The sequence below is a fragment of the Treponema sp. B152 genome, from assembly GCF_024181665.1.
Classification (GTDB): Bacteria; Spirochaetota; Spirochaetia; order Treponematales; family Treponemataceae; genus Treponema_B; species Treponema_B denticola.
In genome coordinates, this window is sequence record NZ_CP058668.1 from 797,867 (window position 1) to 820,594 (window position 22,728).

Below are 22,728 nucleotides of genomic sequence, written 5' to 3' on the forward strand. Positions count from 1 at the left end.
GCTCTCTTATATTATACAATTATGTCAGCTTTTATAGCTAAACCGGAGAATGACTTATGAAAGAAATATACGGAACGGTCTACGATAAAAACAATAAACCTCTTGAAAAAGCCCTCGTAGCCCTCCTTAACAATAAATTCGAAATTGAATATTCCGATGAAACAAATAATGAAGGAAAATTCAATTTATCTGCTGAGCCGAAGTATTATCCGTTTTTTATTGCTGTAAAAGAGTACAAAGAAAATTATCTTGAATACTGGAGTCAAAATATAGACCTTGATGAGGATTTGGAAATTAATCCTAAAATAGATGTGATTGAGATATACGGTTTACACTGTTTTCAAGTTAAGGGAGCAGGTAACTATTTAATGGTCTACTTTAGACCCATGAGCCTAAGTAAGTTTAAGGCAAACGAAAAAAATATTGTTCTCGATATAGGTAAAGAATCTTTAACCGTATCTGTAAACGGTGAATTTTGCGAAATATTGACTCTTTCCTATGTTGAAGAACAATTTTCTGATGCCCAAATGACATCCTTTCTTATACAGATTTCAACGGATGGGGTAAAATTTTCCGGTAAGAATAAACTTGAACTTAGCATAACCGATAGGAACGGAGACTATGGAGAAGCTTCAATATTCTTTAAACTTTAATTTTTCTACAAATTTTATAAGGAGATACTAATGCAAAACAAAACTGCACCGAGATGGGATTTAAAAAATATTTATCCCGATTTTAAATCAAAAAAATATGCGGAATCAAAAAAGAAAATTCCTGCATTGACTTCCAAGTTTGAAAAACACTTAAAGGCTTTTTCAGATAAGGACTTAAAAAAATGGCTGGTAAAAGCTTTGGATATTTTAAACGAGTTTAATGCCGAAGCCGAAACTCTTTATGCCTATGCTTCGGCCGTGTATACAACCGATACCGAAAACAAAGAAGCTTTATCTGAGCTTAACTCGATATCGGCTCTCTTTGTTCCGTTTACGCCCCTTGGAGTGCGCTTTTCGAATATCTTGGCTTCCGTTTCTAAAGAGGTAAAGGCCTTGATAAAAAACGACAAGGATTTAAAATATGCTTCCTTCTATTTGGAAGATACATTGTTTTGGCAAAAAAAACAGATGAGCGAAGAAGAGGAATCCTTGGCTGCCGATCTTGCCCGCTCCGGTGCTTCGGCTTGGAGCAAATTACAGAGCACGATGACTTCCACAGCTTCATGTATTTGGGATGAAAAAACTAAGGAAGAAAAAACCTTGGTTCAGCTTAGAGCGATGGCCTATGATAAGGATGAGGCTGTCCGCGAAAAGGCTTTTAAAAAAGAACTTGAGCTTTGCAAGTCCATCGAAAAACCCGTTGCCGCAGCCTTGAACGGCGTAAAAGGAACTTCCATCACCTTAAATAAAAGGCGTAACTGGAAGGGCGGCACAATCGAAAAATCTGTAAAGCAGGCAAATATAACTCAAAAAACTCTTGACTCCTTAATTTCCGCCATCGAAGATTCTCTTCCTTCATGGAGAAAGTATTTAAAGGCTAAGGCCATGCTCTTAGGCAAAAAGGATTTACCCTTTTATGACCTCTTTGCTCCGGTTTCAAAATCATTTCCGACATATACTTGGGAAGAAGCAAAGGCCTTGGTAATCGAAAACTTTTCTTCATTTTCAAAGAACATGGGAGACTTTGCAAAAAAGGCCTTTGCCTCCAACTGGATAGACGGTGAGGTCCGTAACGGCAAGGTCGGCGGAGCCTACTGTACTCATTTTCCCGTAACAAAGGAACCCAGAGTTCTTTGCAACTTTGACGGCTCTTTTTCTTCTGTAAGTACCCTAGCACACGAGCTGGGACATGCCTTTCACTTTAATGTTGTAAAGGATATGCCCGTAATAAATCAAAGCTATCCTATGACCCTTGCCGAGACAGCTTCTATTTTTGCAGAAACCATTTTGTTTGAAAGCGAAATTAAAAAAATGAATGAAGAGCAAAAGACGGCTCTATTGGAAATTCATCTTCAAGACGGATGTCAGGTATTGATCGATATTCTTTCTCGTTTTTATTTTGAACGCTCCTTTATGGAAGAAAGGGAAAAGCATGAACTCACAGCTGAAGACTGCTGCCGCCTGATGCTTGAAGCTCAAAAGAAAAGTTATGGAAACGGCCTTGATTCTAAATTGCTTCATCCATATATGTGGCTTGTTAAGGGACATTATTATTCTGCCGACTTGGGCTTTTATAACTTCCCCTATGCTTTCGGCCAGCTTTTTGCTCTCGGTCTTTATAACCGCTATAAAAAGGAAGGAGAAAAGTTTACTTCCGTTTACGAGGATATTTTAAAAAAGACCGGTATGATGGATGCCGTTAAGGTAACAAAGAGTGCAGGCTTTAATATCGAAACTCCTGACTTCTGGAAAGAAGGCATAAAGATTTTTACGGATCAGATAAGCGAATTTGAAAAGCTCGTAAAAAAAGCAAAGAAAAAATAAGCCTTATTGTTTTGATAAAATTATTTATAAACTGCCGATTAAAAGCCCCGATTTTTTTGAATGAAAAGGTCGGGGCTTTTTGATTTTAAATATGTCTTTTTATTTTGAGCTTAAATTAAAATAAATTTTGAACGAGTTTGCCGCCGTCAGTTTCCGATGAAGAATTCTAATTGGGGTGATGAGGCAAAAGATAAAATAAGATGGGCAAATGAGATAAAAGATAGGATAACTAAGCCTTTAATTTGATTATTTGTCTTGAGTTGCAGAAAATAACACCGTTTAAAAGTTTTATTGTAAATATATTTGTTCCTTAAATAAACCGGCAAAAAGCGAATGAGATAAAAGTTCATTACATACGGTTCCGTCATATATTATTTTTCCGTTTTTAAAAAACAATACCCGTTTAAATTTCATTACGGTAGAAAGTCTATGTGAAATACATAAAACGGTAGTGTCTTTTTTCTTAAGTATTTTAGGAAGTATTTTTGCTTCCGTTTCAGAGTCGAGATTTGCCGTTGTTTCATCCATTATAATAAGTTCCGCTTTTTTTTCATTTATACGGCATACTGAAAGTCTTGATTTTTCTCCCTGTGAAAGAACCTCCGGTTTTAGAAAAGTCAATCCTCCAAATTCCAGCCGGTCATAAAATTCTTTAAGTTCTGCATCTTTCATTGTCTGTTCGGTTTTTTTATAGTTTTTTAAAGAAAAAAATATATTTTCAGTTAATGACATTTTAAAAAAATAAGGCTGTTGCTCCGCTGCGGCAATTTTAGCAAATCTATTTTTTGTTTTACAGGCCCTTTCTCCTGCAAATAAAATATCGCCTGATGAAGGCTCAATACTGCCGATTATTGCATTTAAAAAAGAAGTTTTACCGCTGCCCGTTTCTCCTACAATAGCTATTTTTTCATCTTTGTCTATTTTTAAATTAATGGAATCAAGTATTTTCTTTTCATTTATATGTATGGAAAAATCTTTAAATTCTATTGGAAAAATATTTTTAATATTACCGGAAATATTTTTTTGAGACGGAAAACTCAATATCAGTTCTTCAGTCATAACCGCAGTTTCCCGTATAAAAGAAAAGAAATCTATAAACTCATATAATATTCCCGTTATAAAATAGATGTATGTAAGCGATGTAAGAAAAACTTCCGGCATAATTTTAAAAAAAGGAATAAAAGCCGTAAAGACAAAAAATAAAGGGATATACAGAGTTTTTATCATATCGGTAAGAAGAGATTCATTATAATTTCCGCAAGCTTTTTTAATATTAGCGGCTCTTGCTTTTTTACTTTTAGCAAAAAACTGATTTAAAAAATAGTTTGAAGCTTCATATTTTCTTATTGTTTCTATGCCATTGCCTATTTCAGAAATGGTATTTTGCAATGCCTTATTTGTTTTTGATGCATTTGATATTTTTTCTTCCATATGTTTATAAAAATAAATTTGAATTGGAATTAAAAATAAAACGGGAATTACAGATATAATAAGAAGTTTTGAATTTATAAAAAAGCAAATGGTAATTACAAGTATAAGTTTAAAAAAAGAAAGCAGCATATATGCGATTATTTCCAGATATTCTATAGACATCATTCCGTTTGAATTAAAAGAGTCTATAAGAAAACCGTGATTTATTTTTTCACGTGCATTTAAAAATTTTTTATAAAAAGTTACTGCAATAATATGAATCGGTTCAAATAAAAAAACTTGTATATGTTTTTTAAGTAAAATAATTGAAAATATAAACCATACGGTAATTGAAATAAAAAGATAAAAAAGAATTTGAGGGTCATTGTTTTTATATAAAATATTTATACCTATTGGAATTGGAATAATAAAAAGAGAGATAAATAACTCTTTTAATAAGAGTATTGCATGTTCTTTTTTATAATTTTTAAAAAAATACAAATAAAATTTAATTAATCTCATAAATATAATCTCCTAAAACAAGTAATTTATTTAGTTTCTCTTTGTTCCATAAAAAGACTTTGTAATAATTCATTTTGCATAGCGGTATCTTTAGGTTCATCAAAAATTACACAACCGTCTTTAATCATAATCATCCGCTCCATATCTTTTATATCAGAAAAACGGTGAGATATTATGATTAACGTTTTAACATGGGGTTGTATGAACCGTATTATTTCATCTGCCAGTTTTGAGCTCACTGAAGATAGGGCTTCATCTATAATTAAAAAGTCCGGTTTACGTATTAAAGCACGTAAAACCCCTATTCTTGATTTCTCGCCTCCCGACAAATTTTTATGGAGTACATCATCTTCTGCAAAAGAAAAAGAAAATAATTTTATTGCTTTAGTTAAAAAAACTTTATCATAATTTTCCAATCCCAATAAAATATTTTCCTTTAATGTTCCTGAAAAAATAAAAGCATCCGAGCCTGCATAGCCTATAAGATTTCCTGCAGAAGTTCCGTATAAAACCTGTTTTCCGTTGTATTTTATTTGCCCGGATGAAGGAGCAAGATTAAGCATAAGTGTTTTTGCAATGACTGATTTGCCGGAACCTGTTTTTCCTATTATGCCTACTTTTTCATTTGACCTAAATTCTAAACTAACATCATTTAAAATATTTTTACCGTCCAGTGTAAGGTTAATATGTTCCATATTAATGCGGTTTATTCTTTCCGGGAAAACTGTAAGTTCTTTATTTTTAATAAACGGTTTAAGGTCAGTAAAGAATTTTAAGCTTTTATATGTTTTAAAATTGGTATTTATTAAACTTACAACAACGGGCAAAAAAAGGAGGAAAACCGAGTAAGCACCCGTTAGACTTCCTATCTTATTTGTACTATTTAAATTTATGTATATAAACATAAGAGGTAAAATAAACGGAAAAATGGTAAAAAAAAGCTCCCGAAATCTTCCCGTAAAACCTGTTAATTGAAAACTCTTGCTTAAATAGTCTATGCTTTTTGTAAAACGGTGTATAAAAAAATCTTCCGCAGAATTAAAATGGATCGTATAAGATGCATCCGCCATTTCAGTTAATAAATCGATGCTATGGGACTGAGCAGTATTTATATTATCAAATCCCCGTTTTTCATATTTTAAAAATCTGCGCCCTACAAAAAATATGATAAGCATACAACCAAAACCGATTACTGAAACAATAAAGTTGAATTTGGCAACGGCATATATGGAAACGGATATTTTTAAAATATTCAATATGGGGCTTCTAATTGAGGCAACAGCTGATGTAAAACCGTTAATCTTGCGGTTGATATCTAAAATATTGTTTATATTTAAATCTGAAGTCATAATATTTTTTAATATAAGCACTTGTAAGAATTCATTAGGTTTGGTAAATAAAAATATTTGAATCAGTTTATACTTAAAGGAATCAAATACCAGGGAAATAAAATATAAAAAAATCGGTAATAATGTAATCAGATAGTAAGAAATTCCATTCGCAGTATTCGTAAATTCTGAAATATTTTGTGTAAATGCTATTAAAAAATCGGATAATTTAAAAAATACATAAATGGAAAATAAATCCAATACGAAAATAACGGTATAAATAGGTGTATACTTTAAATATATTTTAAAAAACATATTTTTACGCATTATAAATCTCCTTATTTAAATCTATGATAGATTTAATAAAATTCATATTGTTTGGAACAGAGGCACTATATATCTCAAAAAAATCATTTCTATTTTTTATTAAAAATTGTACTAGTAACCCGCTCAAAATATAATCTTTATCTGTTTTACAATCTGTTAAATTTGATAAGTCATAAATACTATAACTCTGAATTTGAGGAAATGAATCAGTTATAACCCATGAAAGATACATCGCCAAACCTTCTTCTAATATTTTATTAGCATAACAATTTATACAAGAGGCAAAACCATGTATTAATTCATGAATGTTTTTTAATTCTGGAGATATAATGAGTTTGTATTTTTTTATAAAAAAAGAAGACTTATATATATCAAAAAAAATAGTCATTGTCTCAGAATAAAAAAAAGAAAATTTATAATTAAAGTCTTTTGGAAAATGAACATATATATCATTCAAAAGTTCGCTCAGATCATTTAATTGTTTACTTGTAATAAGTGTATCAGATACTAAATCTACATAATAGCTGTTTTTTTTTTCTAAATTATAACAATATAACTCAGGATTATATCCTTTTCTTTTTAATTCTTCAATTAATTGTGCAATATTGGAATTCATTTAGATTTCCTATTTTTTAGTTTTTGAATAATCAACCTTTTAGTCATTTCTCTATATGCTTTACATTTTGAAATATATAAAAAATCTTGATTTATGTTTTTGGCGTATTCTCTTATTAAATAACAACCTCCGGCACATATGCCTTCAAGTTCACAATTTATACATTCAGAGTTAGCACCTCGCATATTTTCAAGATAAAAGGTTTTAAGTTTTGGTATGTTGATATTACAAAAATCATAGTTATTTCCGATATAATTAGTACTTAAATTGCAGGTCGTTATATCTCCGTTAGGATACACAGATAATCCACTTCCACACATTGCATCACAATACGAAAATCTATTTTTAAAAAAATTATCGAATGGAACGAACAGATCTGCTTTTACTGTTATTCCATTTTCCAATCCGAAAATATATAATTCCTCGTATTTTTGTAATAGTGCATACAAATTTTTATCTGAAATATTTGTTAATGTATCTGTTGTCAAATATATAGAGTCAATTAATAATTCTTTTTTTAGCCAGGTAATAAAATTGACTGTAATGTAATCAAAATTATTTTGATTTATAAATATATTGATGTGGTATATGTGTTTTTTACCCGATAGATTTAATATTTTTATTGTTTCAACTAATCTTTTTTGTGATATACTATCTCGCAAAGGGCGAATTTTTATATCTATATTTGGGGGACCATCCATACTTGTTATAATTGAAATATCATAGTTTATAATATCATTGATAATTTTATGGCCAATATTAACAAGATTTGATACCATTGAAAATTGCAATATCCCTAATTTTATTTGTTTTTCAAAATATTTTAGCATTTTAGATATTTCTATCCAACATAATGTAGGCTCTGCCCCAACTAAAGAAATATAGTTTTTTTGTGCTTTATTGTACCATTTAAAATTATTTATTGCCTTTATCATATTCGTAGCAGTAAATACTCCTTCAGTTTTTCTATTTGCAGCTTTTCGTGTTCTGAGCAATATGCAATGTTTACAATTTAAATTACAATTATCTGTTGTTATTATTGCTAAATTATTAGTCATTTTTGGAGTATAGTTAGTAATAAATTCTAAATTCTCTTTTAAAAGTATATCTCGATCATCTATATTAACAGGTTTTAGTATCTTTTTTTTTATTAAAACATCCCATATATCTTTAGAAAAGATATCGTATTCATTAATTATAGATTTTTTCTCTTTTAGCTCTTCCAATTTATTAGCTAATTTTTTATTTATTATCATTGGTTGTGAAAATATGGAATTCCATACAAAAGTCTCATTCTCAAAATCAACGAGTTTTAATCTTTTTGTAATATTATACTTCATATAGAGCTTCCTGTTGTTCAAGATATTTTTTTATCATAAATTTAGTTCCCTCTTTATATAAAGAACATCTATATTTTTGTAGTTTATTGTTCATTGTATTAAATGCGGCATGACAGCCGCCAATACACGAACCTTCCAGAGAGCATCCTTTGCAACGAGTTAGTTGGCCGACACTTTTACTTCTGATTATTTCTATAAAATTTTTATTTGATTTTAATTCATTAATACTACTGAAACGAATTCTTTCTGGTGTGTATGAGCAAAATGAAATTGTTTTATCAGGTAATAAAGTAAAGCCTGCACCACTAAAAGCTCCACATGCAGTATCAGTATTATACGAAATCAAATTATCATATGCATTAAATGGTTCTGCATGAATTTTTATTCCTAATTTTTGTCCTTTTTCAACCATTGAGTAAATTTTCATTATAATATTGTCAATACTATCGTTGATTATACAGGTGGCATCTGTTGTGATATATATTTTTTTTATATTATATTCATTTATAATATATTCTATTAACGATTCATCAATAAACTTATAATTTTTATTTGAGATCATAATAACTACTTGATTAACTTTTGATTTAAAATTTGAATAATTGATCGTTTTTATATTTTTGTCTACACAAGTAAATATATCACTATTATTCTTTGCAATTCGATTAATATTATTAGCTATCCCTAATCCATCAAGACTAGTCCCAATTGCAAGATTATAATTTTTAAACAGGTCTATGGTTATTTTATCCAAAACTAATAAATTAGAGTTTATACTATACTCAAAATCATATTCAACATATTTTTCCTCACAATATTTTATTACATTAATTATAAATTCAGAACATAATGTTGGTTCCGCTCCGGAAAATGATATTAATATTGGGACATTAGTACTTTTATGATCTTCAACAAGTTGGTCAATTATTTGATATGCTAAAGATATAGGGAATTCCTTTAAGGTAGGCAAACTTTTTGTTTTCAAATTTCTATATAAAATACAGTTAGGGCATGACATGTTGCATTTGTAAGTAACAAAAAATACTACACCATGTATAAGATTTTTAATTTTTTTATTTTTATTTTTAATTTTTTCTTTACAAAAATTATCAATACTTTCTTTTGTGGTGTTTTTTATAAAAGATACGAGTTTTTTTGTACAAGTATTTAGTCTATTAAATTTTAAATCACTTTTTAATTGTTCAAAAATCGAAAACTTAAGAACAAAAGATTGACTTGTTATACGGTTAAATAGAAAAACTGTCTTTTGTGAGGGGCTGATGATATATAAATAATAGTCGGTCAATGTATAGAACAGCATAATAGAATCCATTTTTTTAGACCAAATATCTCATGCAACATAGCATCCTTTTTAAAATCAATCATAATCTCAGACTCTTTAGCCTTGTACTATTTAAGCGAGACAATTAGGGTAAATCAGCATCTTTGTTGGTCATCTTATAATCTCAGCTGAGCATTCTCCTCAAACTTTTCATTGAATTATATACAATATCATGTGCCATTTTTAATTGTATATAATTAACAAAATTACTAACTAAAAACACATACAACGAAAGAGGAAGTGCTAAAACAAAATATTTTAGCACTTCTCAACTTAATAGATTGATAATTGCCCATTAATTATACTGTCGATCATCTTCAGTTTTTTTGGATCCATTATCCCATTTGTAGTGGCAACACAAATTAATCTCATCTTCTTTCTTGATGAGTTCAAGAATCTCAAATTCGGATTCTTTTTTATTATTTTCATTCATATTATAGCCCTCCTAGTATCTAATTTAATCATATTAATTAAATTTTTTCAACCCCTTAATGTCAAAATTCTTTAGAAAAATCGTAATTTTGTTAAAAAATTCAATTATAATATATTTTTTTAAAAACCGACTTTCGTGAATCAGTAATAAATCAAAAAGTAATAAAATCATCTACAAAAATCCGGAAGGTATTTTATTCATTGGCACAGGGCTGCTTCTTCTTCGATATTGGGCACAGGACTGTTTTTGCTCGACTCAATGTTGACTATTCTGCGGGATATTTTTAAGAGGTCGAGGCTTCCCCTGCCTGAAAGTTTTTTGCTTCGAAAATCGCAGTGACGGCTCTTTTTCTTCGGTCAGTACCCTTGCACATGAGTTGGGACACGCCTTTCACTTTAATGTTGTAAAAGATATGCCCGTAATAAATCAAAGCTATCCTATGACCCTTGCCGAAACAGCTTCTATTTTTGCAGAAACCATTTTGTTTGAAAGCGAAATTAAAAAAATGAATGAAGAGCAAAAGACGGCTCTATTGGAAATTCACCTTCAAGACGGATGTCAGGTATTGATCGATATTCTTTCTCGTTTTTATTTTGAACGCTCCTTTATGGAAGAAAGGGAAAAGCATGAACTCACAGCTGAAGACTGCTGCCGCCTGATGCTTGACGCTCAAAAGAAAAGCTATGGAAACGGCCTTGATTCTAAATTGCTTCATCCATATATGTGGCTTGTTAAGGGGCATTATTATTCTGCCGACTTGGGCTTTTATAACTTTCCCTATGCCTTCGGCCAGCTTTTTGCTCTCGGTCTTTATAACCGCTATAAAAAGGAAGGAGAAAAGTTTACTTCCGTTTACGAGGATATTTTAAAAAAGACCGGTATGATGGATGCCGTTAAGGTAACAAAGAGTGCAGGCTTTAATATCGAAACTCCGGACTTCTGGGAAGAAGGCATAAAGATTTTTACGGATCAGATAAGCGAATTTGAAAAGCTCGTAAAAAAAGCAAAGAAAAAATAACTTTATCTTTTTGATAAAATATTTATAAGCCTCGATTGATTCACTCAAAAAGAAACAATCGAGGCTTTTTGAATTTAAGCCTTTTTAAAATAAATTCTGAACGAGTTTGCCGCCGTCAGTTTCGGGATCCTTGGTGCTCAGGTACTCCGAAATATCGACATCCTTTTTATAATAGTCAAGCATGTCCTTGTTTTTTTCAAAGAAATGACTTAGGGCTATTTTGAAGAATTCCATACAGACTCTGGCATCGTCTTCGGCACGGTGAGCATTTACAGCCTGAACCCCGAACTGTGTTGCAAGGTTTTGGAGAGCATAGCTTTGTAAGCCCGGCAGGGTTTCGCGTGCAAATGTTAGGGTGTCAAAAACCTTGTTTGTAAGTTTTGTTTTTCCGCACCTTTCAAGCTCGCAGTTTATAAAGTTTATATCGAAGCTTGCATTATGGGCAACGAGAACAGTGTTGCGGATAAAGTCCAAAAAGTCGGGTAAAACTTCTGCAAATTTAGGCTGACCTGCAAGCATCTCATCGGTTATCTGATTTACCTTGCCCGCTTCGGGAGGCATTGGTTTTTCAGGGTCAATCAGAACATTGTAGCGGGCGATAACTCCGCGAATGTCGAATTTTACGCAGCCGATTTCGACAACTCTTTCTGCCTTGGCCTCCGTGCCCGTTGTTTCGGTATCGAAGGCCGTAAAAACCGCCTTATCATAGACGGCACTAATCCAATCGTAAGAGCTCATTAGGCGTTTAGTACCCCGTTAAATTCTTTTTCGAATTCGGCAATTTTTTTATCCGATTGTTTTTTAGCTTCTTCAACCGATGAAACAACCTTCTCGGAATGGATTATGTAGATCTTTATCTTGGGTTCGGTGCCGCTGGGCCTTATGCAGATTATGGAGCCGTCTTCCAAATAATATTGAAGAACATTGCTTTTAGGTAAAGTAACTGTAGTTTTTTTGGCCGGCTCTAAAGGAGAATATTCCGTGCTTTCCTGAATATCCCTGATGGTTTTTACCTTCACTCCGGCGATTTCGCTTAAATTTCTTTCCCGTACTCTTACCATCATGTCCTGCATAATCTTTAAGCCTTCTGCTCCCGGGTATACCATGTTGATGGTCTTTTCTCCATAAAAGGCAAATTTAGAAAAGATTTCGTTTAGCCTGTCTAAAAGGCTCTTTCCCTTGCTCCTCCAATAGAGGGTCATCTCGGCACAAATTGCAGAAGAGGCGATACCGTCCTTATCTCTTACCTCGGTTCCGAAGTTGTAGCCGAAGCTTTCTTCATAACCGTAAAGATAGGAGTGGGAGCCCGTGCTTACCATCCTTTCGGCAACGCCGCATATCCACTTAAAGCCGGTAAGACATTCTTCGCTTTGCACATTGTAAGAGGCAGCAATCAAATCGCTTAAGGGAGAGGTTACTATCGAGCGTACTATTGCGGCATTTTGAGGCAGTTTATTTTGTTCTTTTAATGTAAGACAGATATAATCCGCAAAGAGGGCACCCATCTGGTTGCCGCTTATAAGCTGCATTTCGCCTGCATCGTTTTTTACTGCACAGGCAAAACGGTCGGCATCGGGATCGGTGGCCATCAAAATATCGGCTCCTTCCTTTATAGCCAAATCCATGGCCATCTTTAAGGCTTTCGGGTCTTCGGGATTGGGATAGCTTACCGTCGGGAAATTCCCGTCAGGTTCACGCTGTTCGGGAACGCTTATAACATTAAAGCCCATTTCTCCCAGTACCTTTTCTACATGCACGGCTCCCGTTCCGTGAAGGGGAGTGTAAACTATCTTTACCTTGGAAGCCATATTTTTAATAATTTCTTGACGGCTGATTTTCTTTTTAAGCATAGCCCAATATTTTTCGTCTATTTCTTTATCGATTATTACGAGCTTTCCGTTTTTAAGGGCTTCTTCTTCGCTCATCATTTTGATTGAAGAAACCTCGCCTACCTTTTTGATGATGCCCGAATCATGGGGCGGGGTAATCTGGGCTCCGTCCGACCAGTAGGCCTTGTAGCCGTTGTATTCCGGAGGATTGTGTGAGGCTGTTACTACAATTCCAGTATCGCAGCCGAGTTCCCTTATGGCATAAGAAAGTTCCGGCGTAGGTCTAAGGCTCGAAAAAAGGTAACATCGGATATTGTTTGCCGCAAAAATCAGAGCAGCCGTTTTTGCAAACACATCCGAAAAGCGTCTTGAGTCGTAGGCAATTACGGCACTTAAAGAACCGGCCTTGGCCTTCTCAGGCTTTGCTTCAATCAGATAATCCGCAAGTCCTTGGGTTGCGTTTTTTATTACTAAAGGATTCATGCGGTTTGTGCCGCCTCCTATAATTCCTCTTAAACCAGCCGTTCCGAATTCCAAGTCCCTGTAAAATCGGTCATATAATTCTTTTTCATCGTTTTTTTCGATTAAAGCCTTAACTTCTTCTGCGAATTTTACTTCCTTTTCTTCGGAAACATATTTTTTTGCTCTATTTAATACTTCATTTTTATCCATAAAAAGTCCTCCGGTTATAACTCTATAATTATACCACAGTTCAAAGGTTTTCTGCAAGTGTGAGAAAATTCTTGACAAGCTTATAATAAGTACTTCAGTAAATCTGCTTTATTACTTGGATTGTTACAGATACGGAAAAAGAGATTTAACCTCGGCAGAGATAAATTTAGATTGCTTTAAGGCGCTTTGTATTCTTTTTAGAAGCGTATCGGATATATCCTCTTTTTTTATCAGCCAGCCTTTATTGATACCGTTTATAATATCTATTGTAGACATAATCTTTGTACGTTTAAAGTCTACAATAGATTTATGCTTTATAAAAGGATGCTCGCCCGGATGTATTATGCAGCCTGTATCCTGATTATCAAATTTTAGAGAGGTAACGGATACCACTATTTGCTCGTTATTTTTATCGGAATCGGAGACTATAATACGTAAGTGCCGAAATTCTTGGCCCGATTTAGATTTTTCAGGCTTGCTTAAAAAGGCTGTTTTTTTAGGCATTTAATTCGGATAGTTGAGCAAGGGCTGCTTCTTCTTGAGCAAAAGATTGTTCCTCTTCAATAATAAAAGCTATCTCATCGGGGCTTTTGCCTAGGGCTTGTAGGATAGATTCAATGCTTATCGGTAGGGCTGAATCTTTAGGATCAGTCCATTCCGGGCAGTTTGCATGAGTATATTCGATAAGGTCTGTAAATGTGTAATTATGAAATTTAGAGTCGATACCGTCTAAAACTTCTTTTTCGTAGTCGGATAGTGTATTACAGGGTATCTTATCTGTTAGAGCCACAAGATCATAAGCGTCTTTTAAAAAACGGCTATTCCATAGATTCTGATCGTTTTGATTGCCTTTATTACGGATAAGATTATATGTATTTGATAATATAGGGCCTGCTTTTAAGGCTGCGTAGGTATCGCCAGTAATGGGAGAACCGATATCATAGTAAGATTGACGATCGGCAAGGTAGAGCATTTTAAGAAGTTTTGTATAATTGAGCCGATACTCATATTTTTTGAGCATATAATTTACAACTTCAATGAGTTTATGTATATTCATAAAATACCCCCTTATTTTTAATCTAGCACCTAGGCTCCCTTTTGTCAATACTTTTTTTACAATTTTTACTTTTTTTACGATAGAAAAATTCAGCGTATTTCTTCAAGGGTGCAAAAAACTTAACAAATCAAAAAAATTCCGGAACTAAAACCGTCTATAAAAAATCCGGAAGATACTTTATCCACTGCCTCAAGGCTGCCGCTTCTTCGATATGGGCCAAAGAAATATTTTTGCTTGACTCGATGTCGGCGATTGTGCGGGATATTTTTAAGAGGGCGTGGCTTCCTCTTCCCGAAAGCTTTTTTGAGTCAACAATCACGGAAAAAAATCTTTCCGCCTCGCCGCTCATTTTGCAAACTTCAGCCGTTTCTTGCGGTGAAAGTTTTGCGTTTTCATAAATTATGTTTTGCACTTTTTTCTCCTTATTTGTAAATTTTAATCTTTCCCATTGAATGAGCCTTGCGTTTTTTATTTTTTCTCTCATCGTTTGGGTAGAATATTTTGCCTCCGCCAAAATGTTTTCAGGTTTGGGCGGCATGACCGGAACCCTTATATCGATTCTGTCCAAGAGTGGGGCGGTGAGTTTTTTCCAATATTTTTCGATTTCGTAAGGGAGACAGGTGCAGACCTTTCCGGGGCTTCCGAAGTTCCCACAGGGGCATGGGTTAATCGCAAGTAGAAGCTGAAAGCGGGCAGGGAAGGTGCTGTTTCTTCCGGCACGGCTCAATGTTACGCTTCCAGTTTCTAAAGGAGCACGGAGACTTTGCAAAACGCTTGCCTTAAATTGAGCCGCTTCATCTAAAAAAAGAACGCCCCCGTGAGCTAGGGAAACTTCGCCCGGCATACATTTTCCGGCTCCTCCTATGATGCCTTCCATACTTGCATTTTGAGATGGCATTCTAAAGGGCGGCCTTTTTAAAAGACGGGGGCTCGATTGGGGCAAGAGACCGGCGATGCTGTAAATGCGGGTGGTTTCCATTGCCGTTTTTTCTTCCATGTCGGGGAGGAGGAGGGAAAAGCGGCTTAAAGAAAGAGTTTTTCCGCATCCGGGAGGGCCATAGGCTATGAGGTTATGGCCGCCTGCTGCCGCTATTTCTAAAGCCCGTATAAGGCCGTCCTGTCCGCGGATATCCTCAAAGCCTTTTACCAAGACGATCCCGCTTTTTGAGCCTTTTTGAAAATCGAAATTTTCTGTTTCTTCCTTATCACTCCATACAAAAAGATGTGCTGCTTCCTTATCGAGGGCGGTTCCCTTATCGGGAAAGCTTTCTTTTTTACGGCCTTTTGGCTCTGTGTAAAGTTTTCCGTTTTCTATTTGGTAGAAAAATTCCAGAGCTTCGATTAAATCGGACACTCCGAATACATTGATGCCGTCTTCGATGAGGGCCTCGGCTTCGTTTTCTTTTGGAACTATAAAGTATTTGATGCCTTGAGAACGGGCTGCCGAGATAGCTCCTATGAGACCGCGCACAGGCCTTACCCTGCCTGAAAGCTCAAGTTCGCCCATTATCATCACGGATTCTTTCGCCCTTTCTTCATCTTGGGGAATTATAGTTTGAGCTTTTGCTTTAACCTCTGCCGATTTTTTTCCCGCCTCTTTTGCAGTTAGGACGGCTATGGCAATAGGAAGATCGAAACCGCTTCCTTCTTTTTTTTGGTCGGCAGGGCTTAAATTTATCAGTATTCTGCTTGCAGGAAATTCAAGCCCCGAATTCCTGATAGCTGCCCTCATTCTGTCTCTTGCTTCCTTTACGGCAGAACCGGGGAGTCCCACTATGTCGATAACCGGCAATCCCCGCCTTAAATCCGCCTCAACCTTAATCAATTCTCCTTCATACCCAAATGATGAAAAACTTAAAATTTCCATTTTATACTCCTTTCTACTATTATTTTAGAAAAAAAATGATTTATATAGTAAAATTTTGGGAGAAATTTAAATTTCTCTTGCCCCTTGTTCCTTTTTTGTTTTAGTACTATAATGCCTGTAATTATCAATAAAATAGGAGTTTTTTATGCGAAGGGAACATGACTTACTAGGAGAATTGGATATTCCGGAAGATGCTTATTACGGTATTCAAACTTTCCGAAGTGTTGAAAATTTTCAAATTACAGGATTAAGGCTCTGTGATTTTCCCGATTTTATTAAGGGGCTTGCTTACACAAAGCAGGCAGCGGCCGAAGCTAACCATGAACTCGGTTATTTAAGCGATGAAGTTTACAAGGCTATGATTCAGGCTTGTAAAGAGGTTGCCGAAGGCAAATTCGACAAAGAATTTGTAGTTGATATGATTCAGGGCGGAGCGGGAACTTCTACCAATATGAATGCAAACGAAGTTATCGCCAACCGTGCAAACGAAATTTTAGGAAAGACTAAGGGAACTTATTCGCCCTGCCATCCCAATAATCATGTGAATTTTGCCCAATCTACAAACGATGCCTATCCTACAGCTGCAAAGCTCGGCATCTCGCTAAATACACCGGCTCTTATAGATGAGCTAAAATCTCTTGTCGCTTCTTTTAGAAAAAAAGCCCAAGAACTTGGAGACAATATCAAGATGGGAAGAACCCAGCTTCAAGATGCCGTACCCATGACCCTCGGCCAAGAGTTTGAATCCTATGCCGCTTCTTTGGAAAACGAAATTCCTCAGATTCAATTTGCAAGGGAAAATCTTCACACGATAAATATGGGAGCTACCGCAATCGGAACAGGTATCAACTCGGATCCAAACTATACACCGAAAGTAACCTCGCATTTGGCAAAGATTTCGGGGCTTGATCTAAAGGCTGCAAAAAACATGATAGCTGCCACGAACGATACCTCCGACTTTGTAACATATTCTTCCGAGTTAAAACGCCTTTCTGCAAAGCTTTCAAAGATATGCAGCGATTTACGCCTTCTTTCTTCGGGCCCCAGAACAGGACTTTACGATATAAGCCTTCCTCCGATGCAGCCCGGTTCTTCTATCATGCCCGGAAAGGTAAACCCCGTTATCCCTGAGGTTGTCAATCAAGTTTGTTACAGGGTTATCGGAAACGATACTGCCGTTATCTTGGCTGCAGAGTCTGCACAGCTTGAGCTCAACGTTTTTGAACCCGTTATGATTTATTCTATCTTTGAGTCGATTAAACTTCTTATAAATGCAATGAAGACTTTGAGGGAACGATGCGTTACGGGCATTGTAGGAAACTATGAGCATTGTAAGGAAAGCGTTCACCGAAGTATCGGCTTGGTTACGGCCTTAAATCCCGTCATCGGTTATGAGGCTTCTTCCGATATTGCAAAGACTGCCTTGCGCGATAACCGCAGCGTTTATGACCTTGTTTTGGAAAGAGGGCTTCTTTCAAAAGAAAAATTGGATGAGGTTTTAAAACCTGAAAACATGACAAAGCCCAGAAAGCTTTAGCTGATATAAAACCTCTAAAAACTTCAGCTTTTTAGAGGTTTTCCTTAGCCTATAATAGTAATCTCGACGCGTCTATTTTGAGAGCGCCCTTCCTCGGTGCCGTTTGGGGCAATGGGCTTTGTTCCGCCGGCACCCTGATAAATAAACTTTTCGGCCGGTATGCCCCTCTTTACAAGTTTTTCGATGACGGTCTTAGCCCTTTCTTGGGATAGATTTTTTTCATCTTCCGGCTTACCGACATCGGCTGTATGACCTTCCACAAAAAAGAATTCGCTTTCCGATTTTTTTAAAATCTTTGCTATTTCATCAAGCTTTGCTTCTTCTCCTTTTAAAAGAACAGCTCTATCAGGTTCAAATTGCAGATTGTTTAGCCTCAGCATTGTGCCCCGTTTTGTTTTAGCTACCTCAAAATCTTTATTGGGTTTGATTTCGGCTCGTACCGTGTAAGAATAAAAATGAAGCAAAAAGCCTCGGTGCTTTATTTTTTTTCCGTCCGAATAAAAAAACTCTTCATCTATTTTTTCCCGTATCAAAATGGGCCTATTTATATCATCAAGATAGATGTCCGTCTTTCTTCCGCCTTCCGAGCTCATAAGTTCTTCATCGCCCAGCATGTCTGAGTGTTTGTAGCGGAGCCCTAAGGCGGCTTCTACATGATGAACGCTTTGGCCGTTTAAAATAGTTTTTCCCTTATACTTAAAGCTTGCATTTACCGGAATCCTTACAGCAGTTTTTTCAGGCTTGGGTCTTACCACTACGGTACATTTTCCTTCCCAAGTTTTTCCTATGTCATCTGGTGTAAATTCTGTTTCAGGCAAAATCGGAAAATTTCTTAAAAGAGGGTAACCCGAATCTTCATCGAAAATTTGAGGCTGGTAAGGATTTTCAATATCTTCTTTATCTTGTTCCGGAATAAATTTAAATGAAAGGGGTAAAATCGAATCTATCGGTAAAGCGGCTTTAAGCCCGTCTTTCCGAGTCTTTTGAAGAACAAAGGCTTCTCCCTCGTAAAGATAGGCTTCCTCATTGCTGAGCTTTGTTTCGCTCATATAGAGGCGGGTTTCTCTGGAAGTGAGCCCCGCATATTTTCCGTCAATGTAGACGGAGTAATCGGCTCTTTCCGTAATGAGTATTTTACCTTGAGATAAATTTTCTTGCCCTAAAAGAAGATTTAGACAAAAACTAGAGAGAAAGCAGATTAAAAAAAGTTTTTTTACGAAGGTGCGGTTTTTGGGTTTATAGTAATTTTTAGCCGTCTGAATATTTATCATGCTAATAATTATAACACAAGCGAGTTCGTTTTTCAATTAAGGAATGCCGGAGTTAAGCCTGTGTTAATAATCAGAAGTATTTTTATAATTTACTATTTTTTTCAAATAATTCCTATAAATATAATGAGGAGGGAGAATATGAAAAAAGTAGGAGAAAAAAATGGTAAAAAGATTTGAAGATTTAACAATGCGGGATTCCAAAGGGCTGCAAGTCCTTTGGCAGCGCGAGGAAAAGGGATGGGGTCAAAGGGGAAGGGAAAAACCACCGCCCTGAACGGGGGGTTGTCCCTTCCCCTTTTAGAGGTTATAATAAATGCGGATGCCTTTAAAGACACTAAAGACAAAGATTTAAAAGAATTTTTAGAATATCTTAAAACAGGTAAGCCAAATAATGAATTTACAAGGAGGATAGAAGAAGTGATACAAACAATAAAAGAAAACGAACAAGCAAGACAAGAATATAGATTAATGTCTACTTTTGAGATGGACGCTAGGTATAAAGGTTTTTCAGAAGGCTTAAAGCAAACGGCTAAAAATATGAAAATGGAAAAGCTGGATATATCTTTAATTAAAAAAATAACCGGTCTTTCCGAATCCGAAATAGAAAAACTGTAAGTTTATCAAGATATTTATTATTAATTCCTCAAATCTTTATCTTATAGAAATACTTTGCAATAAATAGTAAAATTCCGCACTTGAAATCGGCAGGGAAATATGATAAAATCGCCGTCTTGAGCGATAGGTCTTAAAGCATGGAATACTTTGATGATGATTATTTTGACGACGAAAAAATATACCCCCTGGACCCTAAAAAGGTTTCTTCTCTTTTGGAGGAAGATGGACCCCTTGCTTCTTTTTTTGAAAAATACGAAGCCCGTGAGCCGCAGCTTGCTTTAACAAAATCGATTTGCCGCTGTTTTAATGAAGAGACTATAGGCGTCTTTGAGGCCGGTACCGGGGTAGGGAAGAGCCTTGCTTATCTTTTGCCTGCAATGATGTGGGCAAAACAAAATAAAAAACGCGTTGTAATTTCGACGGGGACTATAAATTTACAGCAGCAGCTAATCGAAAAGGATGTTCTTACTGCAAAGAAAATTTTGGGAAAGGGTTTTCAGGATATGAAGGCTTGCCTTGTAAAGGGGCGGCATAATTTTTTATGCTTACGCCGGATGACTCAGGCATTAAGGGAGAACGATTTTTTTACTGAAGGACAGGAAGAACTTGATAAGATAAAAGAATGGGCAACCGAAACAAAGGACGGCAGCCGCTCGGACCTTGATTTTATGCCGACGGAAAAAGTTTGGTCTACTGTTTGCTCCGAGCCCGACAACTGCCCGATGAATAAGTGCCCTTATTTTTCGGGCTGCTTTGTGATGAAGCTGAAAAGAGAAGCGGAAAACTCTTCCATACTGGTTGCTAATCATCACATCTTATTTGCAGACCTTTCAGTTAGGGCAGAAGGCTTCGGCTATCAGGGAACGGCAGTTCTTCCTTCTTATGACAATATAATAATCGATGAAGCTCACGGAATTGAAGATGCTGCACAAAGTTTTTTTTCGAGCGATATTTCCCGCTTTGCCTTGCACAAGCAAATCAATTTACTTTACCGCTTTAGGCGGGGAAAGCAGGCAGGCATTTTAAGCGGCATAGTTTCAATATCCAAAAAGGCGGAACTCTTTACCGAAATCATAAACCTTCTCGAAGTTGCTGCAGCTTCTTTTAATATTCTTGAAGAACAGGCCTTGCAAGTTCTGCAAACCTATCAGTCAAAAAGCCTCGCACAAATTTCAAGCGATGAAAAAGAAAAACTCTTATCTTGTGTAGATAATTTTTTTAAAAACATAAACAACCTAAACATAAAACTTGAAAACCTTATCAATGCAGCTGATGGAGAAGAAGATGAAGAAGGCTATATAAGAGACGGTCTTGTAGTCTTGCGCCGCTTAAAAAAAATGGCTTCCGTAATGGAAAACTTTTTAAACAGCAGCGAATTCCCGAACGATGTTTTTTGGTTTGAAAAAATAAAAACCTCTCAAGGGGAGGCAGTCCGCTTTATTCAGACACCGTTAAATTTGGCCCCGATAATGCGGCGTTCGGTTTTTATGCCCATGGCAACGGTCATCTGTGTTTCCGCTACCTTAAAAATCGGAGACGATTTTAACTTTTGGCTTAACAGAAACGGCCTTTATAATTTTACCGAAAAGAAAATTATAAAAGATTTTTTCCCTTCTCCTTTTCCGTACGAAAAAAATGTTGTCTTTAATATTCCGGCCGATATGCCCATGCCTGATGAAAACAATTTTCAAGATGCCGTAAACGAAACCGTCCTCGCCTTATTGGAAATAACTCAAGGCAAGACCCTTATTTTGTTTACGTCTTATGATTCTCTTCAAAAAACTTGCGAATATGTAAGAGAGCATATTGATGAAAAAATAAAGATTTTAAAACAGGGCGAGGCTGATAGAATGCAGCTTTTATACGAATTTAAAGATGATCTTACAAGCTGCCTTTTTGCTACTTCGTCTTTTTGGGCAGGTGTGGATGTGCCCGGGGAATCCCTTTCCCATGTAATTTTGGTAAAACTTCCATTTGCGGTTCCGACCGAGCCCATATTTAAGGCAAGGGCTGATCTTATCGAAAAATCGGGCGGAAATTCCTTTATGCAGTTGAGCGTTCCGGAAGCTGTTGTACAATTTAGGCAGGGCTTTGGAAGGCTCATGCGTTCCAATACCGACAGGGGTATAGTTACCGTCCTGGATAAAAGAATTTTAGTAAAGCGTTACGGTTCAATATTTATTCAAAGCATTCCGCAAACAATTCAATGTTTTTCGGAAACAAAAGCCGTATTGAATAAAATAGAAGATTTTTTGTATAATAACTAGATTCAGTTTCATAGGAGAAGAAGATGGGTGCTCTTATTGCGATTTTATGTTGTTTGGTAGCCTTGTCATGGAGGGCTGCGTTGATAGGTGTATGTCATTCCGTTTACAGACGCGGCTGTGATTGGGTTAATAGCGAAGTAATTGTAGGACCTGCTCCGCGCTTATTGTTTGCGATTTTTAAACAATATATCGGTTTTAGGTTTGAAGGAGATTATACTCTTACGGATCAGCTTCCTGAGCAGTATTTGGTTATATCCAACCATCAAAGTATTTTAGACATAGTGGTTCACATGAACTATTATAACGGAACGCGTCTCCGATTTGTTGCAAAAGAAGAACTCGGACATAATGTTCCCCTTGTTTCTCCTATGCTTAAAAGCGGAAAACATTGTTTGGTAAAAAGAACCGGAAGCCCGACGCAGGCTATGAAGGCAGTCGATAAATTTGCAGACCATGTTGTAAAAAACAATCTTATTCCCGTTATCTTCCCTGAAGGTTCCCGCTCAAAGGACGGTAATTTAAAAACTTTTCATGCGGCCGGGTTCCGCCGATTTTTAAATGCGGCTCCAATGCCTGTAGCAGTCTGTGCCGTTGACGGAGGTTGGAAAATATCTTCGCTGACCCGTATGGCAAAAAACCTAAAAGGCGGCGCATACAGGATTAAACTTTTAAAAATTTATGATGCTCCTCAAACAAAGGAAGAACAGATTAAGATTCTTGAAGAAGGGAAAGCCCTCATACAGGCCCAGCTTGATGAGTGGCGTAAAGCCGATAAAAAATAGGACTTAACCGCTTTAAGT

The 22,728-nt window shown here is 35.7% G+C and carries 18 protein-coding genes and 1 pseudogene; 7 read left to right on the forward strand and 12 right to left on the reverse strand.

Annotation, left to right across the window (positions count from 1 at the left end; translation table 11 throughout):
- The first annotated feature begins 56 nt into the window (after positions 1-56).
- Complete coding sequence (locus HYB91_RS03550; RefSeq protein WP_002675424.1) at positions 57-653, forward strand: carboxypeptidase-like regulatory domain-containing protein; 597 nt, start codon at positions 57-59, stop codon at positions 651-653.
- Positions 654-683: 30 nt separating this feature from the next.
- On the forward strand, positions 684-2,477 hold the full coding sequence (locus HYB91_RS03555) for a M3 family oligoendopeptidase (protein ID WP_002675422.1): 1,794 nt from the start codon (positions 684-686) through the stop codon (positions 2,475-2,477).
- A 288-nt stretch (positions 2,478-2,765) separates the two neighbouring features.
- On the opposite strand, the gene HYB91_RS03560 is transcribed toward HYB91_RS03555, so the two are convergent.
- The 6 genes from HYB91_RS03560 to HYB91_RS03585 all read right to left on the reverse strand — a co-directional run bounded on the left by HYB91_RS03560 (position 2,766) and on the right by HYB91_RS03585 (position 9,795).
- Complete coding sequence (locus HYB91_RS03560; RefSeq protein WP_002675420.1) at positions 2,766-4,409, reverse strand: ATP-binding cassette domain-containing protein; 1,644 nt, start codon at positions 4,407-4,409, stop codon at positions 2,766-2,768.
- 26 nt (positions 4,410-4,435) lie between these two features.
- The gene (locus HYB91_RS03565) at positions 4,436-6,064 is read right to left on the reverse strand and encodes an ATP-binding cassette domain-containing protein (RefSeq protein WP_002675413.1); all 1,629 of its coding nucleotides are present in this window, start codon (positions 6,062-6,064) and stop codon (positions 4,436-4,438) included.
- Complete coding sequence (locus HYB91_RS03570) at positions 6,057-6,680, reverse strand: hypothetical protein (RefSeq protein WP_002675411.1); 624 nt, start codon at positions 6,678-6,680, stop codon at positions 6,057-6,059. The genes HYB91_RS03565 and HYB91_RS03570 overlap by 8 nt, the downstream gene beginning before the upstream one ends.
- Complete coding sequence (locus tag HYB91_RS03575) at positions 6,677-8,020, reverse strand: radical SAM/SPASM domain-containing protein (protein ID WP_002675409.1); 1,344 nt, start codon at positions 8,018-8,020, stop codon at positions 6,677-6,679. Before HYB91_RS03575 ends, HYB91_RS03570 begins: the two co-directional genes overlap by 4 nt.
- On the reverse strand, positions 8,010-9,341 hold the full coding sequence (locus HYB91_RS03580; protein ID WP_002675407.1) for a radical SAM protein: 1,332 nt from the start codon (positions 9,339-9,341) through the stop codon (positions 8,010-8,012). The genes HYB91_RS03575 and HYB91_RS03580 overlap by 11 nt, the downstream gene beginning before the upstream one ends.
- A gap of 316 nt (positions 9,342-9,657) precedes the next feature.
- Positions 9,658-9,795: a hypothetical protein gene (locus HYB91_RS03585; RefSeq protein WP_002675403.1), complete on the reverse strand. Its 138-nt coding sequence runs from the start codon at positions 9,793-9,795 to the stop codon at positions 9,658-9,660.
- Positions 9,796-10,132: 337 nt separating this feature from the next.
- On the opposite strand from HYB91_RS03585, the pseudogene HYB91_RS03590 reads away from it, so the two are divergent.
- A pseudogene (locus tag HYB91_RS03590) lies at positions 10,133-10,813 on the forward strand (M3 family metallopeptidase); the annotation flags it as partial.
- 84 nt (positions 10,814-10,897) lie between these two features.
- On the opposite strand, the gene HYB91_RS03595 reads toward HYB91_RS03590, so the two are convergent.
- From HYB91_RS03595 to HYB91_RS03615, 5 genes are all read right to left on the reverse strand, one after another.
- A complete protein-coding gene (locus HYB91_RS03595; RefSeq protein WP_002675399.1) occupies positions 10,898-11,551 on the reverse strand; it encodes a 3'-5' exonuclease in 654 nt (217 codons plus the stop codon).
- Positions 11,551-13,314: a phospho-sugar mutase gene (locus tag HYB91_RS03600; RefSeq protein WP_002675397.1), complete on the reverse strand. Its 1,764-nt coding sequence runs from the start codon at positions 13,312-13,314 to the stop codon at positions 11,551-11,553. The genes HYB91_RS03595 and HYB91_RS03600 overlap by 1 nt, the downstream gene beginning before the upstream one ends.
- A gap of 123 nt (positions 13,315-13,437) precedes the next feature.
- Positions 13,438-13,818 (reverse strand): hypothetical protein, encoded by a 381-nt coding sequence (locus HYB91_RS03605; RefSeq protein ID WP_002675396.1) that lies wholly within the window; start codon positions 13,816-13,818, stop codon positions 13,438-13,440.
- Complete coding sequence (locus HYB91_RS03610) at positions 13,811-14,371, reverse strand: Panacea domain-containing protein (protein WP_002675393.1); 561 nt, start codon at positions 14,369-14,371, stop codon at positions 13,811-13,813. Before HYB91_RS03610 ends, HYB91_RS03605 begins: the two co-directional genes overlap by 8 nt.
- 154 nt (positions 14,372-14,525) lie before the next feature.
- Positions 14,526-16,238 carry a YifB family Mg chelatase-like AAA ATPase gene (locus tag HYB91_RS03615; RefSeq protein ID WP_002675391.1) on the reverse strand — a complete coding sequence of 571 codons (1,713 nt, stop codon included), beginning with the start codon at positions 16,236-16,238 and terminating at the stop codon, positions 14,526-14,528.
- Positions 16,239-16,383: 145 nt separating this feature from the next.
- Between HYB91_RS03615 and HYB91_RS03620 the strand changes: the two genes are divergently transcribed.
- Entirely contained in the window at positions 16,384-17,775 is a 1,392-nt protein-coding gene (locus HYB91_RS03620) for an aspartate ammonia-lyase (protein ID WP_002675390.1), read from the forward strand.
- Between the two features lie 44 nt (positions 17,776-17,819).
- On the opposite strand, the gene HYB91_RS03625 is transcribed toward HYB91_RS03620, so the two are convergent.
- Complete coding sequence (locus HYB91_RS03625) at positions 17,820-19,046, reverse strand: OmpA family protein (RefSeq protein ID WP_002675389.1); 1,227 nt, start codon at positions 19,044-19,046, stop codon at positions 17,820-17,822.
- 237 nt (positions 19,047-19,283) lie between these two features.
- On the opposite strand from HYB91_RS03625, the gene HYB91_RS03630 reads away from it, so the two are divergent.
- The 3 genes from HYB91_RS03630 (at position 19,284) to HYB91_RS03640 (ending at position 22,710) form a co-directional block, all read left to right on the forward strand.
- Positions 19,284-19,661 carry a hypothetical protein gene (locus HYB91_RS03630; protein ID WP_002675386.1) on the forward strand — a complete coding sequence of 126 codons (378 nt, stop codon included), beginning with the start codon at positions 19,284-19,286 and terminating at the stop codon, positions 19,659-19,661.
- Between the two features lie 137 nt (positions 19,662-19,798).
- Positions 19,799-21,928, forward strand: coding sequence for an ATP-dependent DNA helicase (locus HYB91_RS03635; protein ID WP_253719633.1), 2,130 nt, complete (start codon positions 19,799-19,801; stop codon positions 21,926-21,928).
- Positions 21,929-21,951: 23 nt separating this feature from the next.
- Positions 21,952-22,710 carry a lysophospholipid acyltransferase family protein gene (locus HYB91_RS03640; protein ID WP_002675380.1) on the forward strand — a complete coding sequence of 253 codons (759 nt, stop codon included), beginning with the start codon at positions 21,952-21,954 and terminating at the stop codon, positions 22,708-22,710.
- Positions 22,711-22,728: the final 18 nt, after the last annotated feature.

What these genes read in the sequence shown, in the direction of transcription:
- HYB91_RS03550 (WP_002675424.1), top strand. Translation starts at nt 57, where the DNA reads ATGAAAGAAATATACGGAACGGTCTACGATAAAAACAATAAACCTCTT.
- HYB91_RS03555 (WP_002675422.1), top strand. Translation starts at nt 684, where the DNA reads ATGCAAAACAAAACTGCACCGAGATGGGATTTAAAAAATATTTATCCC.
- HYB91_RS03560 (WP_002675420.1), bottom strand. Translation starts at nt 4,409, where the DNA reads ATGAGATTAATTAAATTTTATTTGTATTTTTTTAAAAATTATAAAAAA.
- HYB91_RS03565 (WP_002675413.1), bottom strand. Translation starts at nt 6,064, where the DNA reads ATGCGTAAAAATATGTTTTTTAAAATATATTTAAAGTATACACCTATT.
- HYB91_RS03570 (WP_002675411.1), bottom strand. Translation starts at nt 6,680, where the DNA reads ATGAATTCCAATATTGCACAATTAATTGAAGAATTAAAAAGAAAAGGA.
- HYB91_RS03575 (WP_002675409.1), bottom strand. Translation starts at nt 8,020, where the DNA reads ATGAAGTATAATATTACAAAAAGATTAAAACTCGTTGATTTTGAGAAT.
- HYB91_RS03580 (WP_002675407.1), bottom strand. Translation starts at nt 9,341, where the DNA reads ATGCTGTTCTATACATTGACCGACTATTATTTATATATCATCAGCCCC.
- HYB91_RS03585 (WP_002675403.1), bottom strand. Translation starts at nt 9,795, where the DNA reads ATGAATGAAAATAATAAAAAAGAATCCGAATTTGAGATTCTTGAACTC.
- HYB91_RS03595 (WP_002675399.1), bottom strand. Translation starts at nt 11,551, where the DNA reads ATGAGCTCTTACGATTGGATTAGTGCCGTCTATGATAAGGCGGTTTTT.
- HYB91_RS03600 (WP_002675397.1), bottom strand. Translation starts at nt 13,314, where the DNA reads ATGGATAAAAATGAAGTATTAAATAGAGCAAAAAAATATGTTTCCGAA.
- HYB91_RS03605 (WP_002675396.1), bottom strand. Translation starts at nt 13,818, where the DNA reads ATGCCTAAAAAAACAGCCTTTTTAAGCAAGCCTGAAAAATCTAAATCG.
- HYB91_RS03610 (WP_002675393.1), bottom strand. Translation starts at nt 14,371, where the DNA reads ATGAATATACATAAACTCATTGAAGTTGTAAATTATATGCTCAAAAAA.
- HYB91_RS03615 (WP_002675391.1), bottom strand. Translation starts at nt 16,238, where the DNA reads ATGGAAATTTTAAGTTTTTCATCATTTGGGTATGAAGGAGAATTGATT.
- HYB91_RS03620 (WP_002675390.1), top strand. Translation starts at nt 16,384, where the DNA reads ATGCGAAGGGAACATGACTTACTAGGAGAATTGGATATTCCGGAAGAT.
- HYB91_RS03625 (WP_002675389.1), bottom strand. Translation starts at nt 19,046, where the DNA reads ATGATAAATATTCAGACGGCTAAAAATTACTATAAACCCAAAAACCGC.
- HYB91_RS03630 (WP_002675386.1), top strand. Translation starts at nt 19,284, where the DNA reads ATGGGGTCAAAGGGGAAGGGAAAAACCACCGCCCTGAACGGGGGGTTG.
- HYB91_RS03635 (WP_253719633.1), top strand. Translation starts at nt 19,799, where the DNA reads ATGGAATACTTTGATGATGATTATTTTGACGACGAAAAAATATACCCC.
- HYB91_RS03640 (WP_002675380.1), top strand. Translation starts at nt 21,952, where the DNA reads ATGGGTGCTCTTATTGCGATTTTATGTTGTTTGGTAGCCTTGTCATGG.